Annotated in this window: 15 protein-coding genes; 10 read left to right on the plus strand and 5 right to left on the minus strand. The window is 68.8% G+C overall.

All coding sequences use genetic code 11. From position 1 onward, the window contains the following. The first annotated feature begins 149 nt into the window (after positions 1-149). The 3 genes from recN (at position 150) to JGU66_13255 (ending at position 3,931) form a co-directional block, all read left to right on the plus strand. Positions 150-1,886 carry a DNA repair protein RecN gene (gene recN / locus JGU66_13245; GenBank protein ID MBJ6761734.1) on the plus strand — a complete coding sequence of 579 codons (1,737 nt, stop codon included), beginning with the start codon at positions 150-152 and terminating at the stop codon, positions 1,884-1,886. A gap of 104 nt (positions 1,887-1,990) precedes the next feature. Continuing rightward, complete coding sequence (locus JGU66_13250; GenBank protein MBJ6761735.1) at positions 1,991-2,788, plus strand: Stp1/IreP family PP2C-type Ser/Thr phosphatase; 798 nt, start codon at positions 1,991-1,993, stop codon at positions 2,786-2,788. Between the two features lie 228 nt (positions 2,789-3,016). Next, positions 3,017-3,931 (plus strand): M23 family metallopeptidase, encoded by a 915-nt coding sequence (locus tag JGU66_13255; protein ID MBJ6761736.1) that lies wholly within the window; start codon positions 3,017-3,019, stop codon positions 3,929-3,931. A gap of 59 nt (positions 3,932-3,990) precedes the next feature. Here the strand turns inward: JGU66_13255 and JGU66_13260 are convergent, their stop codons facing one another. Further along, complete coding sequence (locus JGU66_13260) at positions 3,991-4,689, minus strand: GGDEF domain-containing protein (protein MBJ6761737.1); 699 nt, start codon at positions 4,687-4,689, stop codon at positions 3,991-3,993. 42 nt (positions 4,690-4,731) lie between these two features. Further along, positions 4,732-5,751, minus strand: coding sequence for a 23S rRNA (cytidine(2498)-2'-O)-methyltransferase RlmM (gene rlmM, locus JGU66_13265; GenBank protein MBJ6761738.1), 1,020 nt, complete (start codon positions 5,749-5,751; stop codon positions 4,732-4,734). A gap of 329 nt (positions 5,752-6,080) precedes the next feature. On the opposite strand from rlmM, the gene secA reads away from it, so the two are divergent. The 6 genes from secA to JGU66_13295 all read left to right on the plus strand — a co-directional run bounded on the left by secA (position 6,081) and on the right by JGU66_13295 (position 13,498). Beyond that, on the plus strand, positions 6,081-8,906 hold the full coding sequence (gene secA, locus JGU66_13270; GenBank protein MBJ6761739.1) for a preprotein translocase subunit SecA: 2,826 nt from the start codon (positions 6,081-6,083) through the stop codon (positions 8,904-8,906). Positions 8,907-9,274: 368 nt separating this feature from the next. Then, positions 9,275-10,231 carry a 30S ribosomal protein S2 gene (gene rpsB / locus JGU66_13275; GenBank protein ID MBJ6761740.1) on the plus strand — a complete coding sequence of 319 codons (957 nt, stop codon included), beginning with the start codon at positions 9,275-9,277 and terminating at the stop codon, positions 10,229-10,231. A 162-nt stretch (positions 10,232-10,393) separates the two neighbouring features. Then, on the plus strand, positions 10,394-11,047 hold the full coding sequence (tsf, locus tag JGU66_13280) for a translation elongation factor Ts (GenBank protein MBJ6761741.1): 654 nt from the start codon (positions 10,394-10,396) through the stop codon (positions 11,045-11,047). Between the two features lie 187 nt (positions 11,048-11,234). Then, positions 11,235-11,978, plus strand: coding sequence for a UMP kinase (locus tag JGU66_13285; protein MBJ6761742.1), 744 nt, complete (start codon positions 11,235-11,237; stop codon positions 11,976-11,978). 27 nt (positions 11,979-12,005) lie between these two features. Then, positions 12,006-12,563: a ribosome recycling factor gene (frr, locus tag JGU66_13290; GenBank protein MBJ6761743.1), complete on the plus strand. Its 558-nt coding sequence runs from the start codon at positions 12,006-12,008 to the stop codon at positions 12,561-12,563. After that, positions 12,563-13,498 carry a diguanylate cyclase gene (locus JGU66_13295; protein MBJ6761744.1) on the plus strand — a complete coding sequence of 312 codons (936 nt, stop codon included), beginning with the start codon at positions 12,563-12,565 and terminating at the stop codon, positions 13,496-13,498. Before frr ends, JGU66_13295 begins: the two co-directional genes overlap by 1 nt. Here the strand turns inward: JGU66_13295 and cyaY are convergent. Further along, the gene (cyaY, locus tag JGU66_13300; GenBank protein MBJ6761745.1) at positions 13,486-13,818 is read right to left on the minus strand and encodes an iron donor protein CyaY; all 333 of its coding nucleotides are present in this window, start codon (positions 13,816-13,818) and stop codon (positions 13,486-13,488) included. The genes JGU66_13295 and cyaY overlap by 13 nt on opposite strands. Positions 13,819-13,834: 16 nt before the next feature. Further along, the gene (locus JGU66_13305) at positions 13,835-14,389 is read right to left on the minus strand and encodes a histidine phosphatase family protein (GenBank protein MBJ6761746.1); all 555 of its coding nucleotides are present in this window, start codon (positions 14,387-14,389) and stop codon (positions 13,835-13,837) included. Positions 14,390-14,576: 187 nt separating this feature from the next. On the opposite strand from JGU66_13305, the gene JGU66_13310 reads away from it, so the two are divergent. Then, positions 14,577-15,233, plus strand: a complete 657-nt coding sequence (locus JGU66_13310) for a hypothetical protein (GenBank protein ID MBJ6761747.1) — start codon at positions 14,577-14,579, stop codon at positions 15,231-15,233. Positions 15,234-15,283: 50 nt separating this feature from the next. Here JGU66_13310 and JGU66_13315 read toward each other — a convergent pair whose 3' ends face one another. Beyond that, entirely contained in the window at positions 15,284-19,063 is a 3,780-nt protein-coding gene (locus JGU66_13315; protein ID MBJ6761748.1) for an FAD-dependent oxidoreductase, read from the minus strand. Positions 19,064-19,206: the final 143 nt, after the last annotated feature.

Consider the following 19,206-nt stretch of genomic DNA (forward strand, 5'->3'; position numbering starts at 1 on the left):
TAGGCGCAAGGAGGGTCGGGCTCTCGACGGAGCCCGACCTCCCCCCCGCCTTCCCGTCCAGCCCCACACCCGAACGCCTGTGCAGTGTCAGAGGGACCTGTTAGGGTGTTCAGTGCCAGGGCCGTCGTTTTGGACCACGGAGGGCGCTCGTGCTGCTGGGGCTTCGCATTTCGAACGTGGCGGTGATCGAGGAGGTGGAGGTGGCGTTCGGAGCCGGCCTCACTGTCCTCACGGGTGAGACAGGGGCGGGCAAGTCCATCCTCGTGGATGCACTGGGCCTGCTGCTCGGGGGCCGCGCGGATGCGGACGTCATCCGGGCCGGGTGTGAGGACGCGGCGGTGGAGGGCGTCTTCGCCCGCACGCCCGCGTTGGCCGCGCGCCTGGAGGAACTGGGGATGCCAGACCTCGGAGAAGAGGTGCTGGTCCGCCGCGTCCTCGGGCGCTCGGGCCGGGGCAAGTGCTACGTCAACGGTGGCCTGGTGACCGTGGGCATGTTGGCGAAGCTCACCCGGGGAATGGTGGACATCGCCGGGCAGCACGAGCACGTCAGCCTCTTCGACGCGGGGCTGCACCGCGTCCTCTTGGATCGCTACGGCAAGCTGGAGGAGCCGCTCGCGGCGTACCTGCTGGAGCACGCGAACCTGCGCGAGGTGGATGCGCGCATGGAAGCGCTCGGCGGGGACGAGGCCAAGGTGCGCGAGCGCGTGGAGTTCCTGCGCTTCCAACTCGATGAAATCACCCGGTTGGAGCCGGAGGCCGGCGAGGACGTGGCCCTGGACGCCGAGCGCCGCCGACTGGGAGGCGCGGAGAAGCTCAAGCGGCTGTCGGCCGAGGCGGAGTTGTTGGTGTCCGGCGAGGAGCACTCGGCCGTGGAGACGGTGGGGCGCGCGCTGGGGCTGGTGCACGAGGCGGTGAAGTGCGACGCCGCGCTCGCTCCGGTGGCCCAGTCGCTGAGCACGGCGCTGTCGGAGTTGGAGGAGGCGCAGCGCCGCCTCAACCGCTACAGCGGAGGCCTGGAGTCGGATCCATCGCGGCTGGCGGACGTGGAGGAGCGGCTGGACGCGCTCAAGCGGCTGTGCCGCAAGCACGGCGTGGCCCTGGACGGCGTGCTCAAGAAGCGGAGCGAGCTGGAGGCGGAGCTGGGCACGCTGGAGAATCGCTCGGAGGTCCTGGAGGAGCTGTCGGACGAGCGGCGTCGGGTGGAGGACCGGGCGCGCAAGGCCGCGGTGTTGCTGTCCAAGGCCCGCGCGGCGAGCGCGGTGCGCTTCTCCGCCCAGGTGCGCGACGGGCTGGGTGGACTGGCCATGGGCAAGGCCGCCTTCGAGGTGCGGGTGACGCCCGGGACGGCGCTCCGTCCGGACGGCATGGACGACGTGGAGTTCTTCTTCAGCGCCAACCCAGGGGAGCCGCCGCGGCCCTTGGCTCGGGTGGCGTCGGGCGGTGAGGCGAGCCGTCTGCTCCTGGCCCTCAAGCGGGCGCTGGCGGACAGCGACGGGTGCGGCTGCTACGTCCTGGACGAGGCGGATGCGGGCGTGAGCGGCGCCATCGCGGACGTGGTGGGCCGGATGATTCGCGAGGTGGGCTCTCACCGGCAGGTGCTCTGCATCACCCACTTGCCCCAGGTGGCGGCCTACGCGGACGCGCACCTGCTCATCCGCAAGGGGCTCAAGGGCGAGCGCACCGTGTCCGAGGTCGTCCCGCTGGCGGCGGGGGCCGAGCGCACGCGGGAGCTGGCGCGGATGATGTCGGGCATGGAGGTGACGCGCGAGGCGATGGGCGCCGCCGAGGCCCTGGTCCGCTCGGCGCATCGCGCCCTGCCTCCGCGCGCGCGACGCGAGACAGGACCCGAGGGAGGACCTCGGGGACGTCTGCGTCGGACCGCCTGACCTGGGAGGGGGGTATGAACGGACTTCCAGAAAAAGTCGTTCAGGGGCCCGCAAGCTGTTTCGCGTCCTTGCCCCATTAGGATGGCTCACATAGCATCCCGGGTGTGTCCAGCACCGCAGGGCAGACCGCGGCCCCCCATCATAAAGTGATCTCCGCAGGCCTGACGGACGTCGGGCGCAAGCGCACGCACAACGAGGACAGCTTCCTCATTGACGATGAGCTTCAGCTCTACGTCGTGGCGGACGGCATGGGTGGGCACGCGGGTGGTGGCACCGCGTCGCGCATCGCCGTCGAGACCATCGACAAAGAGCTGCGGCGCGCCAGAGAGAGCAAGGACAACCCGTTCATCACGGTCCCCAACCTCCAGGACTCGCCCATCCCCGAGTCGCTGCGCACCGCCGTGGAGAAGGCGTGTCTGGCCATCTTCACGACGGCTCAGGAGGACGCGCGGCTGTCCGGCATGGGCACCACCGTCATCTCCTTGGTGGTCCGTGACGGCCACGCCTTCTTCGCGCACGTGGGCGACAGTCGCGCCTACCTCGTCCGTGGGGACCTCATCCAGCAGATCAGCGAGGACCACTCGCTGGTCAATGAGCAGATCAAGGCTGGGATGATTACCCCCGAGGAGGCGAAGCACTCCCGGTACAAGAACATCATCACCCGCTCCGTCGGATTCGAGGAGGAGGTGCAGGTGGACGTCATGGGCCTGGTGTCCGAGCCCGGCGACGTCTTCCTGCTGTGCTCCGACGGGTTGGCGAACATGTTGGAGGACAGGGAGATTCACGAGGTCGTCGCGCAGTCCGCCTCGTTGGATGACGCCCCCAAGCGCCTCATCGAGTTGGCCAACGAGCGCGGCGGAGACGACAACATCACCGTCATCGTCGTGCGCGTGGCGGCGTGAAACTCCGTCAGTCACATGTCCCTGGGGACCTCCCCCGGGTCTGTTGACCTTGACACTCTCGGAACACGGATGGTAGCTGCCCAAACGTTTCCACCATCGGCAAAATGCCGATGGGGCGACGAAGCGCTCGGGGTGGTGCGGTGGGGGGAGGTGTTGCGCGCGAGGAGAGCGACATAGCTTCTCGCGGCTGATGTCCCACGCGGAGTAGAGACTCACAGGGAGCTGTCCGTGGCGAAAAAGTCCTTCACCCTGATGGTGATCCCGGATCACGACGCTCCGGTGAAGCGCTACACCATCCAGCGCTCCTGGCTCACGCAGGTGGCCATGGGCGTGATGCTGGTGGTGGGCCTGGGAGTCGCGGGAAGCATCCACTACTTCCAGGTGGCGGCGGACGCGTCCGAGAACCGCATCCTCCGGGATGAGAACCTCACGCTCCGCTCCCAGCTGAAGTCCGTGCGGGAGCGCATCGAGCACATCGGCTCCACGCTGGACCGGGTGGAGCGGTTCGACCAGAAGCTGCGCGCCGTCACGCTCCTGTCAGACCCTCAGCGCAATCTGGCCATGGGCCCCACCGAGCCCGAGGCGGGCACGGCGCAGGCCACGGACACGCAGTTCACGCAGCTCACCACCACCGAAACGCCCAAGGCGATGATGGGGCGGTTGGACCGGTTGAGCGCGGAGGCCACGCGGCAGGAGCAGAGCCTCCAGGAGCTGCAGGCCTACTTCCAGGACCAGAAGTCGATGCTGGCCTCCACTCCGTCCGTCTGGCCCGCGCGGGGTTGGGTGACCAGTGACTTCGGTCAGCGGTTGGATCCGTACACGGCGGATCGCGTGATGCACGCGGGCCTCGACATCGCGGCGGAGCACGGCAAGGAAGTGCACGCGCCGTCGGATGGCACGGTGGTGTTCGCGGGCCTCGAGGGCGGGTATGGCAACGTCATCGTCATCGACCACGGCTATGGCATCAAGACGCGCTACGGCCACCTGTCCAAGCTGATGGTGAAGGCCGGCGACCGCGTGAAGCGCGGCGCGCTGATCGCGGCGGTGGGCAACACGGGCCGCTCCACGGGTCCCCACCTGCACTACGAAGTCCGCGTGAACGGCATCCCGCAGAACCCGCGCAAGTTCATCCTGGAGGAGTAGTCCTCCTGTGGCATCCCGGGCGCGCGGGAGTCGCGCGCCGGGCCCCCGTCCCTCGGGCCTTACGCGGGCGGGATGAAGGCGTCCAAGTGGATGCGCCGGTGCTGGAGCCCCTGGGCTCGCCCCGAGCGCTCCATGACGTAGGCCCGCTCCAACTCGCCCCAGAGCAGCGGCCCCAGCACCTGCCAGTGCGAGGGCTGATCCACGGTCAGCTCCAGGAGCGCCACGGTGTAGTCCGGCGCGTCCTCGGCGGAGGCCCCTTCGGGCAGGGCCTTGCGCGCGTCCTGGATGAGGCGCTCGCGCGTGGTCGCCCCCATGGACGCGTCCACCGTGAGCTGTGAGGTGGGGACGAGGAGGGCCGCGAAGGCATCTGGCTGGACGCGGACCACCTTGGCTCCCGGGTACTGCGCCGCGAGTGAGCGCGCGGTGGCCGCGAGCAGCGCGTCGCCGGCGGGGAAGCCGAACTTCGCGTTGAAGCGGATCAGCTCTCGGACATCGGCGATGACCGCGCCCACGCGCCACCCATCATGGTGGGCGTGGGTGGACAGGTCGAACTCCTCCTTGAGGAGCGCGCCCTGGGTGAGCGCGAGCACATGGAAGGCGCCCGTGCGCGGATCCGGCTGACCCCGCCGCTGTTGCTCGGCGGTGATGAGCTCCGCGGCCGCGGCCTGCACCGACTCTTGGGGACGGCCGGGCCGCACGGAGCGGGGGAAGAGGGAGATGAGCGCCGTGGCGCTGGCGTCGTCGAGCGGGTAGGGCATCGTGGGGCCTCTCTATCGCGGCGGGAGTCGAAGCGCAGGGGCTCAGCGCATGCGGTGCGCGGTGACGGTCACCTCGTCGCGGTCGTGGTAGAGCTGCCGGACCAAGATGCCCTCCCAGCCGCCCTCCCCCGCGAGCGTGTGGCGCACGCGCATCAGCAGGGGGTTCTTGTCCTTCATGGGCAGCTTGATGTTGGCCACCAGATGGTGCGCCCACCCGCGGCGCCCCCACTTGGCCAAGAGCTGAGCCACCTCCAGGGGACGCCACGCCATGTCGCAGAAGAGCCAGTCCACCGGCTCCTCCGGGGCGTAGGCGAAGGCGCTCTCCTGCATGTGCCGCACGCGCGGGTGCGAGGTCAGCTCCGGCATGAGCTTCGCCGGATCCACCGCCACCACGCGCGCGCCTCGGGAAACGAGCCGCTGCGTCCACCCGCCGGGCGCGGCGCCCAGGTCCACGCAGACGTCGCCTCGGCCGGGCTCGAAGGCCAGCCCATCCAGAGCCTCCTCCAGCTTCATTGCCGCGCGAGACGGAGACTCCCCCGCGCGCTTCATTCGCCGCCGTCCGCCCGGAGCCAGCGACAGCGCCTCGCTCGCGGCCACGGCGCCCACCACGACGCCCTCGGGTGCCACGCAAAGCCCCACCAGCAGGGCGCCCGCCTCCCGCGCGCGCTGCTCGTCATCCAGTAGCCGATCCGCTGGGAGCTGCGCCCGCACGGCCGCCTCCAAGGCCTCCGCCCGGGCCGCCTGGGTGTTGCCCCGAGGGGTGTCCGGCGTGAAGGCCTGCACCACCCACGGCCCTCGGGTGGACAGCGCGGCCACGGCCCGCGCCGCCGCTTGCGCCACGGCCTCGGGAGTCCCCTCCAGCAGCGGGGTCACCACCCGGTGCCCCGCGCGCGCGAACGCGGGCTTCAACCCGGGGGCGCCGTCGCTCTCCACCAGGGCCTCGCCCAGCAGCCGGGGCTGCACGCCGGCCCAGGCCAGCTCCTCGTAGAGATGCGCCTCGAAGCCTGCTCGGCACGTCCACAGCCACCGGCCCGGGCGAGGCGCCAGGAGGTGTGGGGGCATGGCGGGCATCCGCGCCCGAGGTGGGATGGAGGGGGCTGCGGGCGGGGGGACTGGGGCTCGGGCGGCCGGAGGTCGGCCAGCGGGGCCTCGAGAGGGGCGGGGGGCAGATGGCCGGTCCGACCGGCGGCGTTGATTTCTGTGAGGGGACATTGCGTGCGCTCGGTTCCGCTTTACTCTGTGCCGCCGCGTACTGGGCGGCCAGCCGAGTGGAGTTTTTGGGGGACGCCCGTGGTTCTGATGGTTTACATCCGGTTCTCCCTTACATCTCCTGGGACTTCCCTTCACTCGCCGCCGTCCTCCGTGGATTCACCGGTGAGAGAGTCGAACGCATGATTGAATGGACGCTGAAGAAGCTCATCGGTACCAAGAATGAGCGCGAGCTCAAGAAGGCCCGGGCGAAGGTCATCCGGGTCAACGAGCTCGAGAGCCGGATGAAGGCCCTTTCGGACGAGGACTTCCCTCGCGAGACGGCCCGGATGAAGCAGGAAATCCAGAACGGCCGCTCCCTGGACGACACGATGTTCGAGGCGTTCGCGCTCACGCGCGAGGCTGCCCGGCGCGTCATCGGCCAGCGCCACTACGACGTTCAGCTCATCGGCGGCATGTTCCTGCACGAGGGCTGCATCGCGGAAATGCGCACCGGTGAAGGCAAGACGCTCACCGCCACGCTGCCCAGCTACCTCAACGCGCTGTCGGGCCGCGGCGTGCACGTCGTGACGGTCAACGACTACCTCGCCCGCCGCGACGCCGAGTGGATGGGCCGCGTCTACCGCTTCCTGGGCATGACGACGGGCTGCGTGCTGCACGAGCTGAACGACAAGCAGCGCCAAGAGTCGTACCGCGCGGACATCACCTACGGGCAGAACAACGAGTTCGGCTTCGACTACCTGCGCGACAACATGAAGTTCCGCTTGCAGGACTACGTCCAGCGCGAGCTGAACTACGCCATCGTGGACGAGGTGGACTCCATCCTCATCGACGAGGCCCGCACGCCGCTCATCATCTCGGGCCCCACTGAGGACAGCACGGACAAGTACTACCGGGTGGATCAGGTCATCCCCGGCCTCGTCCCGGACCAGGACTACACCCTGGATGAGAAGCACCGCGCGGTGGCGCTCACGGACGACGGCATCGAGAAGCTCCAGAAGCGCCTGAGCGTCGGCAACCTGTACGACCCCGGTGAGATCGAGACGCTCCACCACGTGGAGCAGGCCCTGCGCGCGCACACGCTCTACAAGCGCGACAAGGACTACGTGGTGAAGGACGGCGAGGTGATGATCGTCGACGAGTTCACCGGCCGCCTCATGCCGGGCCGGCGCTGGTCGGACGGTCTGCACCAGGCCATCGAGGCCAAGGAGGGCGTGAAGATCGAGAACGAGAACCAGACGCTCGCCACGGTCTCGTTCCAGAACTACTTCCGCATGTACTCCAAGCTGTCCGGCATGACGGGCACCGCGGATACGGAGGCCGAGGAGTTCGCCAAAATCTACAACCTCGACGTGCGCGTCATCCCGACCAACCGGGGCCTGGTCCGGCAGGATCAGCAGGACGTGGTCTACAAGACCGAGCGCGAGAAGTTCGAGGCGGTCGCCGAGCAGATCGAGGAGCTCCACAAGGCGGGCCAGCCGGTGCTCGTGGGCACGGTGTCCATCGCCAAGAGCGAGGTGGTGGCCAACTTCCTCAAGAAGCGGGGCGTGCCGCACAACGTCCTCAACGCCAAGGCGCACCAGCGCGAGGCGGACATCGTGGCGCAGGCGGGCCGCAAGGGCGCGGTGACCATCTCCACGAACATGGCCGGCCGCGGAACGGACATCCTCCTGGGCGGCAACGCCGAGATCATGGCGAAGGCCGCCATGGGCGCGCCCCCCGAGATGCCGCAGCCCGTGGAGGGCCAGGCGTTGGACCTCACCGGCTACCAGCAGGCGCTGGCGGACTGGGAGAAGACCTTCGCGGAGACGAAGCAGAAGTTCGAGGAGCAGACCAAGGCGGAGCGCGCCGAGGTGATGTCGGCCGGTGGCTTGTTCATCATCGGCACCGAGCGCCACGAGTCGCGCCGCATCGACAACCAGCTGCGCGGCCGCGCGGGTCGCCAGGGTGATCCGGGCGCCAGTCGCTTCTTCCTGTCGCTCGAGGACGACCTGATGCGCATCTTCGGGTCCGAGCGCATCCAGGGCCTCATGGAGCGCCTGGGCATGGAAGAGGGCGAGGTCATCGAGCACATCTGGCTGTCGCGGGCCATCGAGAGCGCGCAGAAGCGGGTCGAGGGCCACAACTTCGACATCCGCAAGAACCTGCTCGAGTACGACGACGTGATGAACCAGCAGCGCCGCACCATCTACAAGCTGCGGCGTCAGGTGCTCGCGGCGGGCGCGGGCATGCCGCTGGTCGAGTACGAGGAGGACCCCAAGACGCGGGTCAAGTCGCGCTCGGAGCGCACGGTGAGCTGGGCGGACTTCCGCGAGTTGGTGCTCGACGCGGTGGAGGACGTCATCGTCTCACTGACGGACACCTACGCGCCCACGCGCAGCTCGGACAGCTGGGACGTCGTGTCGCTCCAGAACGCCGTGAAGGAGTCCTTCAACCTGGAGATGGAATTCGGCGGCACGGGCAACCGCGAGGAACTCCAGGAGCAGATCTACCAGGCGGCCGAGAAGATCTTCGTCGAGCGCGAGAAGGAGTTCGGCGAGGACTTCATGCGCTTCCTGCAGTACCGCTACCTGGCCACCATCGATCAGCTCTGGAAGGACCACCTGCTGGCCATGGACCACCTGCGCCAGGGCATCGGCCTGCGCGGCTACGGCCAGAAGGACCCGAAGCAGGAGTACAAGAAGGAAGGCTACGAGGGCTTCATCCAGATGCTCGGGGCCATCAAGACCCAGTTCGTCAGCCAGATGATGCGGGTGCAGGCCCGCTCGGCGTCGAGCGCGGCCGAGGAGGCTGCCCGCATCCAGAAGCAGTTGGCCCAGCAGCAGAAGAAGGCCGTGGAGGGCCGCGGCGACGCCGAGGGCCGTCTGGACGAGGCGAGCGTCGCTGCCGCTGCTCGCCCGGCCGCCGCCAAGGCCGACGGGCCGCGCGTGGGCCGCAACGACCCCTGCCCCTGCGGCAGTGGCCGGAAGTACAAGAAGTGCCACGGCGCCGCCGAGGCCAGCGTCTAGCGGACTCGTGGTGAAGCAGTTTCCGGCGCGGTCGCCCTCCTTCCAGGGAGTGGAGGCCGCGCCGGTTGTCTTCCAGATGGCGGACTTGGCTGGAAGCGGAGCCGCCGGGCAGGGTGGGGCGTCCGTGCCCGGACGTGGGGGCTTGCGAAGCTTGCGCCCCATGTGAGGGTTCTGTTAAGGACCCCGCGCCCTGGAGGATCGGGGTGGGGCGCAAGCCCCAGGACCAACAAGCGGTACCTACTTCACACACGCACGTACCGGCCACCGGTGCTCTCGCGGGTGAGGCACCACCTTTCGGGGTGGAGCCTCCTTCTCGGAGCGACGGCCGGATTCACTCGGGCGTGGCGGAACAACCGGAGCGTAGACACATGGAAACGACGCAGGATACGCAGACCCAGGCGCAGGCCATGGCCGCCGCGAGCGGCATCACGATGCGGCAGCTCCTGGAGGCCGGCGTTCACTTCGGCCACCAGACGAAGCGCTGGAACCCGAAGATGAAGCCGTACATCTTCGGTGCCCGCAACGGCATCTACATCATCGACCTGCAGAAGACCGTGACGATGGCCCGGGCGGCCTTCCGCTTCGTGGCGGACATCACGGCGCGCGGTGGCTCGGTGCTGTTCGTCGGGACGAAGAAGCAGGCGCAGGACGTCATCCGCGAGGAGGCGCTGCGCGCCGGTCAGTTCTTCGTCACCAGCCGTTGGCTGGGTGGCACGCTGACCAACTTCAAGACCATCAAGCAGGGCATCGACCGGCTGAAGACCCTGGAGAAGATGGCCGAGGACGGGACCTTCGAGCGCCTCCCCAAGAAGGAGGTCGCCGCGCTGGACCGTGAGCGCGAGAAGCTCGAGAAGAACCTGGGCGGCGTGAAGGAGATGTCGAAGCTGCCCCGCTGCGTCTTCGTTATCGACCCGAAGAAGGAGCACATCGCCATCCACGAGGCCACCCGCCTGGGTATCCCGGTCATCGGCCTGGTGGACACGAACTGCGACCCGGACGGCATCGACTTCGTCATCCCGGGCAACGACGACGCCATCCGCTCCATCAAGCTCTTCACCTCGAAGATCGCCGACGCCTGCCTCGAGGGTGGCGCCCGCTACCGCGCCTCTGGCGCCGCCGAGCGCGACGAGCAGGAGGAGCGCGAGGGCCGTGATGACCGCCGCGACCGCGACGACCGTCGGGGTCCGCGCCGGGGTGGTGACCGCGATCGCCGCGGCGGTGACCGTGGCGGCGACCGCCGGGGTCCGCTCGTGGAGATGAAGGGCGCGCCGGTTGCGGCCGAGCCCGTGGCCACCGAGGGTGAGGGCGGTCAGGGCGGCGAGTAATCGTCCCCCTCTCCACCTGAAGTTCCCGGAGTCGGCCGGGCGGCAACCGCGAGGGCCTGCTGCCTGGCCGTCTCCATTTTTCGTTCCGTATCAGTCGTCTTGAACCTGATTGCTCCGCGCATGGCGCATGGCGTCGTGGCACCGCGGAGGCTGGAGAAGAACATGGCCGAGGTCAGCGCCCAGATGGTGAAGGAGCTCCGCGAGCGGACCGGCGCGGGCATGATGGACTGCAAGAAGGCGCTCGCCGAGACGGGCGGCGACTTCACCAAGGCGGAGGAGTGGCTTCGCAAGAAGGGCATCTCCCGCGCCGCCGGCAAGGAAGGCCGCGTGGCGGCCGAGGGTCTCATTGGCAGCTACATCCACAGTGGCCGCATCGGCGTCCTCGTGGAGGTCAACTGTGAGACGGACTTCGTTGCCCGCAACGACGACTTCCAGGACCTGGTGAAGGACGTGGCGATGCAGATCGCCGCGGCCAACCCCAAGTACGTCCGCCGCGAGGAAGTCCCCGCCGCCGCGATGGAGAAGGAGAAGGAGATCCAGCGCGAGCTGCTCAAGCAGCAGGGCAAGCCCGAGGCGATGCTGGAGAAGATCCTCGTGGGCAAGATGGAGAAGTACTACGAGCTCGTCTGCCTGGTGGATCAGCTCTGGGTGAAGGACGACAAGAAGAAGGTCGGTGACATGATCACCGAGCGCGCGGCCAAGATTGGCGAGAAGGTCTCCGTGCGCCGCTTCACCCGCTACGAGGTGGGTGAGGGCATCGAGAAGAAGAAGGACGACCTGGCCGCCGAGGTCGCCAAGACGCTGGGCCAGGCCTAAGCGCCCGTCTCACCCGTCGTCGTGCCGAGGGCCGCGTGCGCCGGCTCCCTTTCAGGGAGCGGGGGCTCGCGGCCTTCGCTGTTCCAGGGGGCTGCTGGACCCCAGGCGCAAGACAGCCAACGATGTGGGTGGCGGGGGAGACTCCATCGTTGATTGGGCGCGGGCCGGGCGATACAAGCGGTCGCGCATGCCAGACACGACCCTTCCCTACAAGCGCGTCCTCCTCAAGCTCTCGGGTGAAGCCCTGATGGGTGAGGGGAAGTACGGCATCCATCCGCCCACGCTCCTTCGCATCGCGGAGGAGATCGCGGAACTGTCGCGAGCGGGAGTGGAGCTGGCCGTCGTCATTGGCGGCGGCAACATCTTCCGAGGCGTGGCCGGCGCCACGGAGGGCATGGACCGCGCGAGCGCCGACTACATGGGCATGCTCGCCACCTGCATCAACTCCATGGCCATGCAGGACGCCCTGGAGAAGCAGGGGCTGCACACGCGAGTCCAGTCCGCCATCAAGATGGAGCAGATCTCCGAGCCCTACATCCGCCGGCGCGCGGTGCGGCACCTGGAGAAGGGCCGCGTGGTCATCTTCGCCGCGGGCACGGGCAACCCCTACTTCACCACCGACACGGCCGCGTCGCTGCGCGCGATGGAAATCAACGCGCAGATCATCCTCAAGGCCACCAAGGTGGATGGCGTCTACAGCGCGGATCCGAAGAAGGAGCCGACGGCGCGCCGCTACAAGACGCTGACGTACATGGATGTCCTCCGGCAGAATCTGAACGTGATGGATTCCACCGCCATCTCGCTGTGCATGGACAACAAGCTGCCCATCATCGTGTTCGACCTCACCACGCGGGGAAACATCCAGCGCGCGGTGCTGGGCAATGGCGAGATTGGTACGGTGGTGGGCGCGGCCGAGACGGCCTGGGCCTGAACCCAAATCGGTGCTGAGGAGAATGCAATGAACGGAGACGTCGTCGCCGAACTGAAGGGCCGCATCGACAAGTCGCTGGAGGACCTCCGCCGCGAGCTGTCCAAGGTGCGCACGGGCCGGGCCAGCACCGCCATCCTGGATGGCGTCCGGGTGGACTACTACGGCACCCCCACGCCGCTGTCCGGCGTGGCCAGCGTCAACGCGCCCGAGCCCCGGCTCATCGTCATCAAGCCGTGGGAGAAGAACCTCCTCAAGGAGATCGAGAAGGCCCTGCGCGAGGCGAACCTGGGCATCAACCCCATGAACGACGGGGAGATGATCCGCCTGCCCTTCCCGCCGCTCACCGAGGAGCGCCGCAAGGACATCGCCAAGCAGGTGAAGACGAAGGGTGAGGACCACAAGGTCGCCATCCGCAACGTCCGCCGCGACGCGAACGAGTCCCTCAAGACGCAGCTGAAGGACAAGAAGATCACCGAGGACGACCACAAGCGCATCACCGAGAGCGTGCAGAAGCAGACGGACGCTGGCATCGCTCAGGTCGATCAGATCGTCGCCGCGAAGGAGAAGGAGATCATGTCGGTTTGATGGCCTCCGTCCTCCTGGCCGAACCTTCCGCTCCCGTGGCGGGGGCGCTGCGGCGCTTCCTGGATGTTGCCGCGCAGGAAGTCACCACCGCGGCCAGCCTCGAGGAGGCGCTGCGCCACGCGTTGGCGCAGCCTCCTCCGTCCCTCGTCGTGGCCTCGGCCACGGGGGGCTGGGACGGCGAGGCGCTCTGCCGCAGCCTGCGGGATCAGGGCTCGGATGTGCCCGTGCTCCTGCTGTATCCGCCCGATGAGGAGCACGCGGATGAGCGGGCCGCCTCCGTGGGCGCGGACGCGTGCCTGGTGGGGCCACTCAAGCGTGGCAATCTCCTCGGGTGCGTGAGGTTGCTGTCGAAGCTCGTCGAGGCACGCCGGAAGCCAGCCCCCGCGCCAGCCGCGCCGCTGCCGACCGCGGCTGCAGCGTCAGCGTCCGCGGACTTCGAGTTCCTCAAGCGATTGCTGCTGCTGGAGGTGAAGCGCAGCCGCCGCTACCGCTATCCCATCGCGTTGCTGGTGGTGGAACTGGATGCCTTCTCCACGCGCGTGGCCGCGCTTCCGCTCGCGGAGCGCACCGCGGTGCTGGGCGAGGTGCTGGGCCTGCTCATCGCGGGCGTGCGCGACATCGACGTGGCGGTGCCCTTCGCGGATGGCCGCTTCGGCATCTTCCTCCCGCACACGCCTCGCACGGGCGCACTGGTGGTCGCCGAGCGGCTGCGCGCGAAGGTGAAGTCGCTGCGCTCGCTGCCGGGCGTGAGTGCGTCCGTGGGGGTGGCGGTGTCCGAGCCCACCATGACCAAGGCCTCGCCCTCGCAGGGACAGGGCGTCAGCTTTGGCGGGATGCTCAAGGAGGCCGGCGAGGCGCTGCGGCGCGCGCAGGCCGCGGGAGGCGACCGCGTGGAAGCGACCGCCGGCGCGACGGGAGTGGCTCAGGCGGGGTAGGGGAGGTCCTGCCCGGTGAGGGACTTCACTGCTTCCGCGACGAAGGACAGCAGCTCCAGCCCGCGCCCCTTGTCATCCTTCCAGGTGCGGGTGGCCTCGTCGTAGTCGAAGTGGATGCCCTGGCTCATCCCGGCGACCCAGAGCTGCCGCACCGCGCGCTGCGTGTTGATGATGCACTTCTCACGCGAGCGAGAGGTCAGCGTCACCATGTCCCCGGTGCTCTCGGCTTCGAGCACGTCCGGATCCAAGGTGTCCGCCGCGGCGATGATGCGCTTGAAGACGGCGGCGGTGAGCTGATTGAAGCGGGCTTCGTCCATCATGGCCGCGCTCGCGACGTCACTGGATGACGTCGAGGACTTGCTGACCCGGGGCCGCGTAGAACAGGAACTTGAGCTGCTGCGCGGCCGCGTTCGCGTTCTCGCCCTGCTTGTCGTTGATGGCCGGCATCGCGTCGTCATCGATGGGCGTCTCCGGACGCTCCATGGCGATGACGGTGCCCGGGTTCACCGGCTTGGGGAACGACTGCATCCCCAGGAGGTGCGCGGCGAGCGCGCCCATGGACGGCTGGTGCCCCACGAGCACGATGTTCTGATCCGCGTGCTCGAGGATGACGGGCTCCACGGCGCCCACCGGCATGTCCGGCAGGAGGCACCGGTGCACGCGCAGGAGGCCCTCGTGGCGGGTCGCGGTGGAGAGGATCTGCGCCGTCTGCACCGCCCGCACCAACGGGCTGGTGAGGATGAGCCCGATGGGCCCCATCCGCTCCGCCAGCGCCGCGAAATGCAGCGCGGTGTTGGCGCGGGACTTCGCGGTCAGCGCGCGCGCCTCGTCGCCGAGACCCTCGGGGATCTCTGCGTCCGCATCGCCGTGCCTCACCAGGAAAATCCTCAAAGTCCCTCCACTGCTCTCGACAGGACCGCGGTTCGTACACGACCGCAGGCGGGTTGGTCAAAGGGAATGCTGCGATTGTTCAGTGCCCGGAAGAGCCTCTCTTCTAGCGGGGTTCGAGCACCGGCGCTCGCGCGCGAGGTCGGGAGCATATACTTCATCTCCCCCGGCGCGGACCGGAGGAGAACGCATGCGCAAGGTGTCGTGGTTGTTGCTGGGGGCACTGGCCTTCTCGGCTTGTAAGAAGGACGAACGGGCGAGCGAGTCCCAGGCCGCTGAAGCAGGCACGGCGTCGCGTCCGACCACGCCGGGCGAGTCCGAGGAGCCCCGCCCCTATGCGGTGACTCCCCAGAAGCTGGACGCCTACGTGGGGTATCAGCGCCGGATGCTGGAGGTGTACGGCTCGTTGATGCGCGGCCTGCAGGACATGGGCTCGCTCATGGACGCGGGCACGGGCGAGGCGCGCGCCGGACTCAAGCTCATCGAGCGCAAGGCCAAGGCGGAGGTCGAGGCGCGACAGGCCGCGGGGCTGAGCGAGGACGACGTCAACGGCATCGCGGAGATCGTCACCGCCGTCATCAGCCAGCGGCAGATGGGGCGCACGCTTCAGTTCGAGGAGGAACTCAAGAAGTTGGAGGCGCTCCAGGCCCGGCTGCCGCAAGAGCAGCGCTCGCAGCTCGCGCCGCAAGTGGAGGCCATGCGGCGTCAGGTGGAGACGTTCCAGAAGCTGCCGCAGGTCCGGGCCCAGTTTGGCGACGCGAGCGTGGATGCGGTGCTCGCGCGTGAAGAGGACCTCACGAAGAACTACCAGGACATGCTCAAGGCGTTTGCTGGACTCCGGCGCTGAAGGCCGGTGGGCCGCCCGGGCGTTGAAGGCCCGGGCGACCTGGCGGGTCCTCAGACGCGCTTGAGGTGCGGCGCGGTCTTGAGCAGTCGCGCGAGGAACGTGTCCGCGACCTTCTCCAGGACGGTGTTGCCGCGCAGGCGCTGGTTGAGGTTGACGAAGTCGACGTGGTCCAGGCGCTGGTCCTGGTTGTAGCAAGAGAACACCCACGTCTCCTTGCCCGTGGTCGGATCCACGTGCTTCTGGAGGCACTGGGCGCAGATCTCCTTCATCATGCACTGCATCGGCGAGTTGATGGAGCCGATCGCCTCGTGGCCCGGCTTGAGGTACGGCTGCAGCACGCCGTGCCGCGCCTCGGCCACCGCGCGCATCATCCGGTCCGAGCCGATGGCGATGATGCGGTCCACGTCGCTCAGCGAGACGACGGGCGCCACGCCCAGCTTCCCTTGCGCGTAGGCGACCATGGCCTGCACCACGTTGCCCTGGAAGGACGCGTCCTGCGGCCGTCGCGCGGGAAGCGGCTCGCCGGAGTCCACCGACCAGATGACCTGGTCCGTGCCGGCCTCGATCTCCTCGTGCTTGAACGAGTCCGCCTTCAGCCGATAGCCGGCGAAGTACACGACGCGGCAGCCCGCGGCCTTGAGCGAGCGCGCGATGGAGAAGAGCACCGCGTTGCCCAGGCCTCCGCCCACCAGGACGACGGTCTCGTTGCGGCCGATCTCCGTGGGCGCGCCCGTGGGGCCCATGAGCACCACCGGCTCGCCGGGCTTGAGCGCGGCGCACAGGCGCGAGGATGAGCCCATCTCCAACACGATGGTGCCCATCAGCCCGCGCTCCTTGTCCACCCAGGCCCCGGTGAGCGCCAGGCCCTCCATGGTGAGGCGGATGCCATCCACCACCGGCGCGTTCCGCTCGAAGTTCTGCAGCCGGTAGAACTGGCCGGGCTCGAAGTGGCTCGCCGCGAACGGCGCCTTCACCACGACCTCGACGATGGTGGGCGTCAGGCGGTTGACCGCGACCACCGTGGCGAGCAGCGCCTCGTCCAGCTTCGCGAAGTGCGCGGCGCGGCGCTCCTCGCGGCGGGCCTCGTCCAGCTCGTCGCGGACGTCCAGGGCGGCCACGTCCCGCGCGAACAGGCGCGCGACTTCCGGGTGACCATCCTTCGCGCTGGCCATGGCCTTCACCACGTTGCCCGCGTACGTCGGGTGGTTGTCGCCGTAGAAGCTGATGAAGCGCCCGTCCTTCTGGTACGAGGTGAAGAAGCCCACGCGCGCGGACATGTCCTCGGCGGCTTCGATGGACTCGAGCGCGAAGCCCTCGGCGGTCTCCTTCAGGGCGTGGCCCTGGAAGTAGTCACCGGAGGAGTCGAGCTGGAAGGTGCCCGGGTACTCCTTCTCGTACGTGACGTTGGGCGAGGTGCCCGCGGCGACGCACACCGTGCGGGCGGGCATCTCGAAGAACTGGCCGCTGCCCTTGAGCTTGCCGTCCACCGTCACCATGCGCTCGAAGCGCAGCGCGCGCACCGCGCCCGTGGCGTCCGGCAGCGCCTCCACCGGGCTCATGCGCTCGATGAAGCGGATGCCTTCCTCCAGCGCCTTGGAGACCTCCTCGTGGTTGAGGCGGTAGGCGGGGGACTCGGTGAGGCCGCGGCGATACACCAGGCTCACGCCGCCCCAGGCGCGCACGAGCTTGATGAAGTCCGGCGTGCGGCCCTCTTCCTTCGCGCGCTGCCGCTCGGCGCGCACCGCGCGGCCGTGCTCCAGGAAGGTCTGGTAGGTGGCGCGCTCCTCGGCGTCCAGCTTCGCGAGGATGGCGTCCTCGCCCAGGTCCGCCGCGAGCTTCTCGTGCCGGTCGAGCGCCTTCTCCACCTGCACCGGGTAGTACGCCATCAGCTCGGTGGCGGTGTCGACGCCGGTGAGTCCGCCGCCGATGACGATGGCCGGCAGCTGCACCTGGAGGTTGGCCAGCGAGTCCTTCTTGAACGCGCCAGTGAGCTGCAGCGCCATGAGGAAGTCGCTCGCCTTGCGGATGCCCCGGATGAGGTTGTTCTTCATCCCGATGATGGTGGGGCGCCCCGCGCCGGCCGCGATGGCGATGTGATCGAACCCCAGCGACCACGCGTCGTCGATGGTGAGCGTGCCGCCAAAGCGCGTGCCGCCGTAGATGCGGAAGCCCTCGCGCCGCGCCAGCGTGAGGTGGATGAGCGTGAGGAAGTTCTTGTCCCAGCGCACGGTGATTCCGTACTCGGACACGCCACCGAAGCCCTCCAGCACGCGCTCGTCCAGCTCCCGCGTCAGCGCCCGCCAGTCGCGGATGGGCTGGAGTCCCTGGCCGCCGCGACCCACCAGCTCATCGGGGAACGGCTCGACCTTGAGGCCGTCGATGCCGGTGACGGCGAAGCCCTCGTTGAGCAGGTAGTGCGACAGCGTGTAGCCCGCGGGGCCCAGGCCCACCACCAGCACGTTGCGGCCCACGTAGGGCAGCGCGTACGGCCGGCGGATGTTGAGCGGGTTCCAGCGCGTCAGCAGTCCGTAGATTTCAAAGCCCCACGGCAGGTCGAGCACGTCCGTGAGCGCGCCCGTCTCCGCCAGCGGGATGTTCACCGGCTCCTGCTTCTGGAAGATGCACGCCTTCATGCAGTCATTGCAGATGCGGTGGCCAGTCCCCGGACACATGGGGTTGTCCAGGGTGATCATCGCGAGCGCGCCCAGCGAGTCGCCCTCACGCTTGAGCAGGTGCGCCTCGGAGATGCGCTCGTCGAGCGGGCAGCCGGTGAGCGGGATGCCGAGCGGGTTCTTCTTGTACGTGTGGCCCTCGGCCACCGGATCCTTGGCGGGGAAGCCCGTGGAGCACGAGTCCTTCTGGCGCTCGTGACAGATGACGCAGTAGTCCACCTCGCTCATCACGTCGCGCTGGGTGCCTCGGCGGTCCGTGAGCTTGAAGCCGTCGCGGTGGCGCAGGTGGTGCTCCAGGCCCTCGGTCTTCTCCGGCAGCTCGGCGTCCGGACGCTGGAGCTGGACGAGCTGATCGAACACCAGCGGCTTGGGCAGCCGGTGCGTGGGCCACGAGTGGAAGACGTCCTTCGTCTCCGGGTGCAGGGCCCGCGCGTAGGTCCACCGGTCCGCCAGCGACACGAGCGCGCGCACGGCGAGCAGCTCCGCCGCGTCATCGCCCTTGGAGACGAGGCTGGAGCCGAAGCTGTCGCGCCCCTCGGGCGTGGACAGGAGCGCGGTGCGCAGCGTGGTCCAGCGGGCGCGGAGGGACTCGGCGCGGGGCTGGGACTCGGGCGGGAGGCTGCCGGCGAAGAGGCGCTCCAGATCGAGCAGCGTGAGGATGGACTCGGCGAGTCCTCGCTCCAGGTCCCCGTGCGCGAGTGCGTCCGGGAAGCCCAGCTGCATGAGCAGGCGCATGCGCGCGTCGAGCGAGGGGAACTCGGACAGCGACGGGCGCTCGGGGGCGCCCTTCTTGAAGACGCGGCGGGTGATGAACTCGCGCTTGAAGTCGAAGAGGGGCAGCTCGCCGCGCAGGTGCCCGGCCAGTCGCTGGGACTCGGTCTCGATGCGGAAGAGCTGGCTGATGAAGCGCGAGACGTGGCGCGCCACGCGCACGAGCACGTCCGCCTCTTGCGGACCGGAGAGGCTGGTGCCTCCGGACTGGCGGTAGGCGTCGAAGGTTTGGAAGAGGTCGGGCTCAGCCTCGGCGAGCTGCGCGTCGAAGCGCTCCATGAGCCGCCGCAGGCCGCGCGGACGGTACAGGTCTTCGAACGTGAAGCCCGGCATGCCCAGGGTGAGGGAAGGGCCGGTATCGGTTTGCAGGTCGGTCAAGGCGCGCATGTCACTGAAGGAGAAGAGGAACCGTGGACAACGGCTCCAGGACGGGGCCTATTTCGCGGCGAGCCGCCCGGAAAGCAAGCGGGCTCGTCACCGGGGGTGATGGGAGCAATCTGCCTGGCTGGAGGGCGGAGTGCGTCAACCGA

The sequence above is a fragment of the Myxococcaceae bacterium JPH2 genome (assembly GCA_016458225.1).
GTDB lineage: Bacteria > Myxococcota > Myxococcia > Myxococcales > Myxococcaceae > Citreicoccus.

What these genes read in the sequence shown, in the direction of transcription:
- JGU66_13260 (MBJ6761737.1), bottom strand. Translation starts at nt 4,689, where the DNA reads ATGCCCTACCCGCTCGACGACGCCAGCGCCACGGCGCTCATCTCCCTC.
- rlmM (MBJ6761738.1), bottom strand. Translation starts at nt 5,751, where the DNA reads ATGCCCCCACACCTCCTGGCGCCTCGCCCGGGCCGGTGGCTGTGGACG.
- secA (MBJ6761739.1), top strand. Translation starts at nt 6,081, where the DNA reads ATGATTGAATGGACGCTGAAGAAGCTCATCGGTACCAAGAATGAGCGC.
- rpsB (MBJ6761740.1), top strand. Translation starts at nt 9,275, where the DNA reads ATGGAAACGACGCAGGATACGCAGACCCAGGCGCAGGCCATGGCCGCC.
- tsf (MBJ6761741.1), top strand. Translation starts at nt 10,394, where the DNA reads ATGGCCGAGGTCAGCGCCCAGATGGTGAAGGAGCTCCGCGAGCGGACC.
- JGU66_13285 (MBJ6761742.1), top strand. Translation starts at nt 11,235, where the DNA reads ATGCCAGACACGACCCTTCCCTACAAGCGCGTCCTCCTCAAGCTCTCG.
- frr (MBJ6761743.1), top strand. Translation starts at nt 12,006, where the DNA reads ATGAACGGAGACGTCGTCGCCGAACTGAAGGGCCGCATCGACAAGTCG.
- JGU66_13295 (MBJ6761744.1), top strand. Translation starts at nt 12,563, where the DNA reads ATGGCCTCCGTCCTCCTGGCCGAACCTTCCGCTCCCGTGGCGGGGGCG.
- cyaY (MBJ6761745.1), bottom strand. Translation starts at nt 13,818, where the DNA reads ATGATGGACGAAGCCCGCTTCAATCAGCTCACCGCCGCCGTCTTCAAG.
- JGU66_13310 (MBJ6761747.1), top strand. Translation starts at nt 14,577, where the DNA reads ATGCGCAAGGTGTCGTGGTTGTTGCTGGGGGCACTGGCCTTCTCGGCT.
- JGU66_13315 (MBJ6761748.1), bottom strand. Translation starts at nt 19,063, where the DNA reads ATGCGCGCCTTGACCGACCTGCAAACCGATACCGGCCCTTCCCTCACC.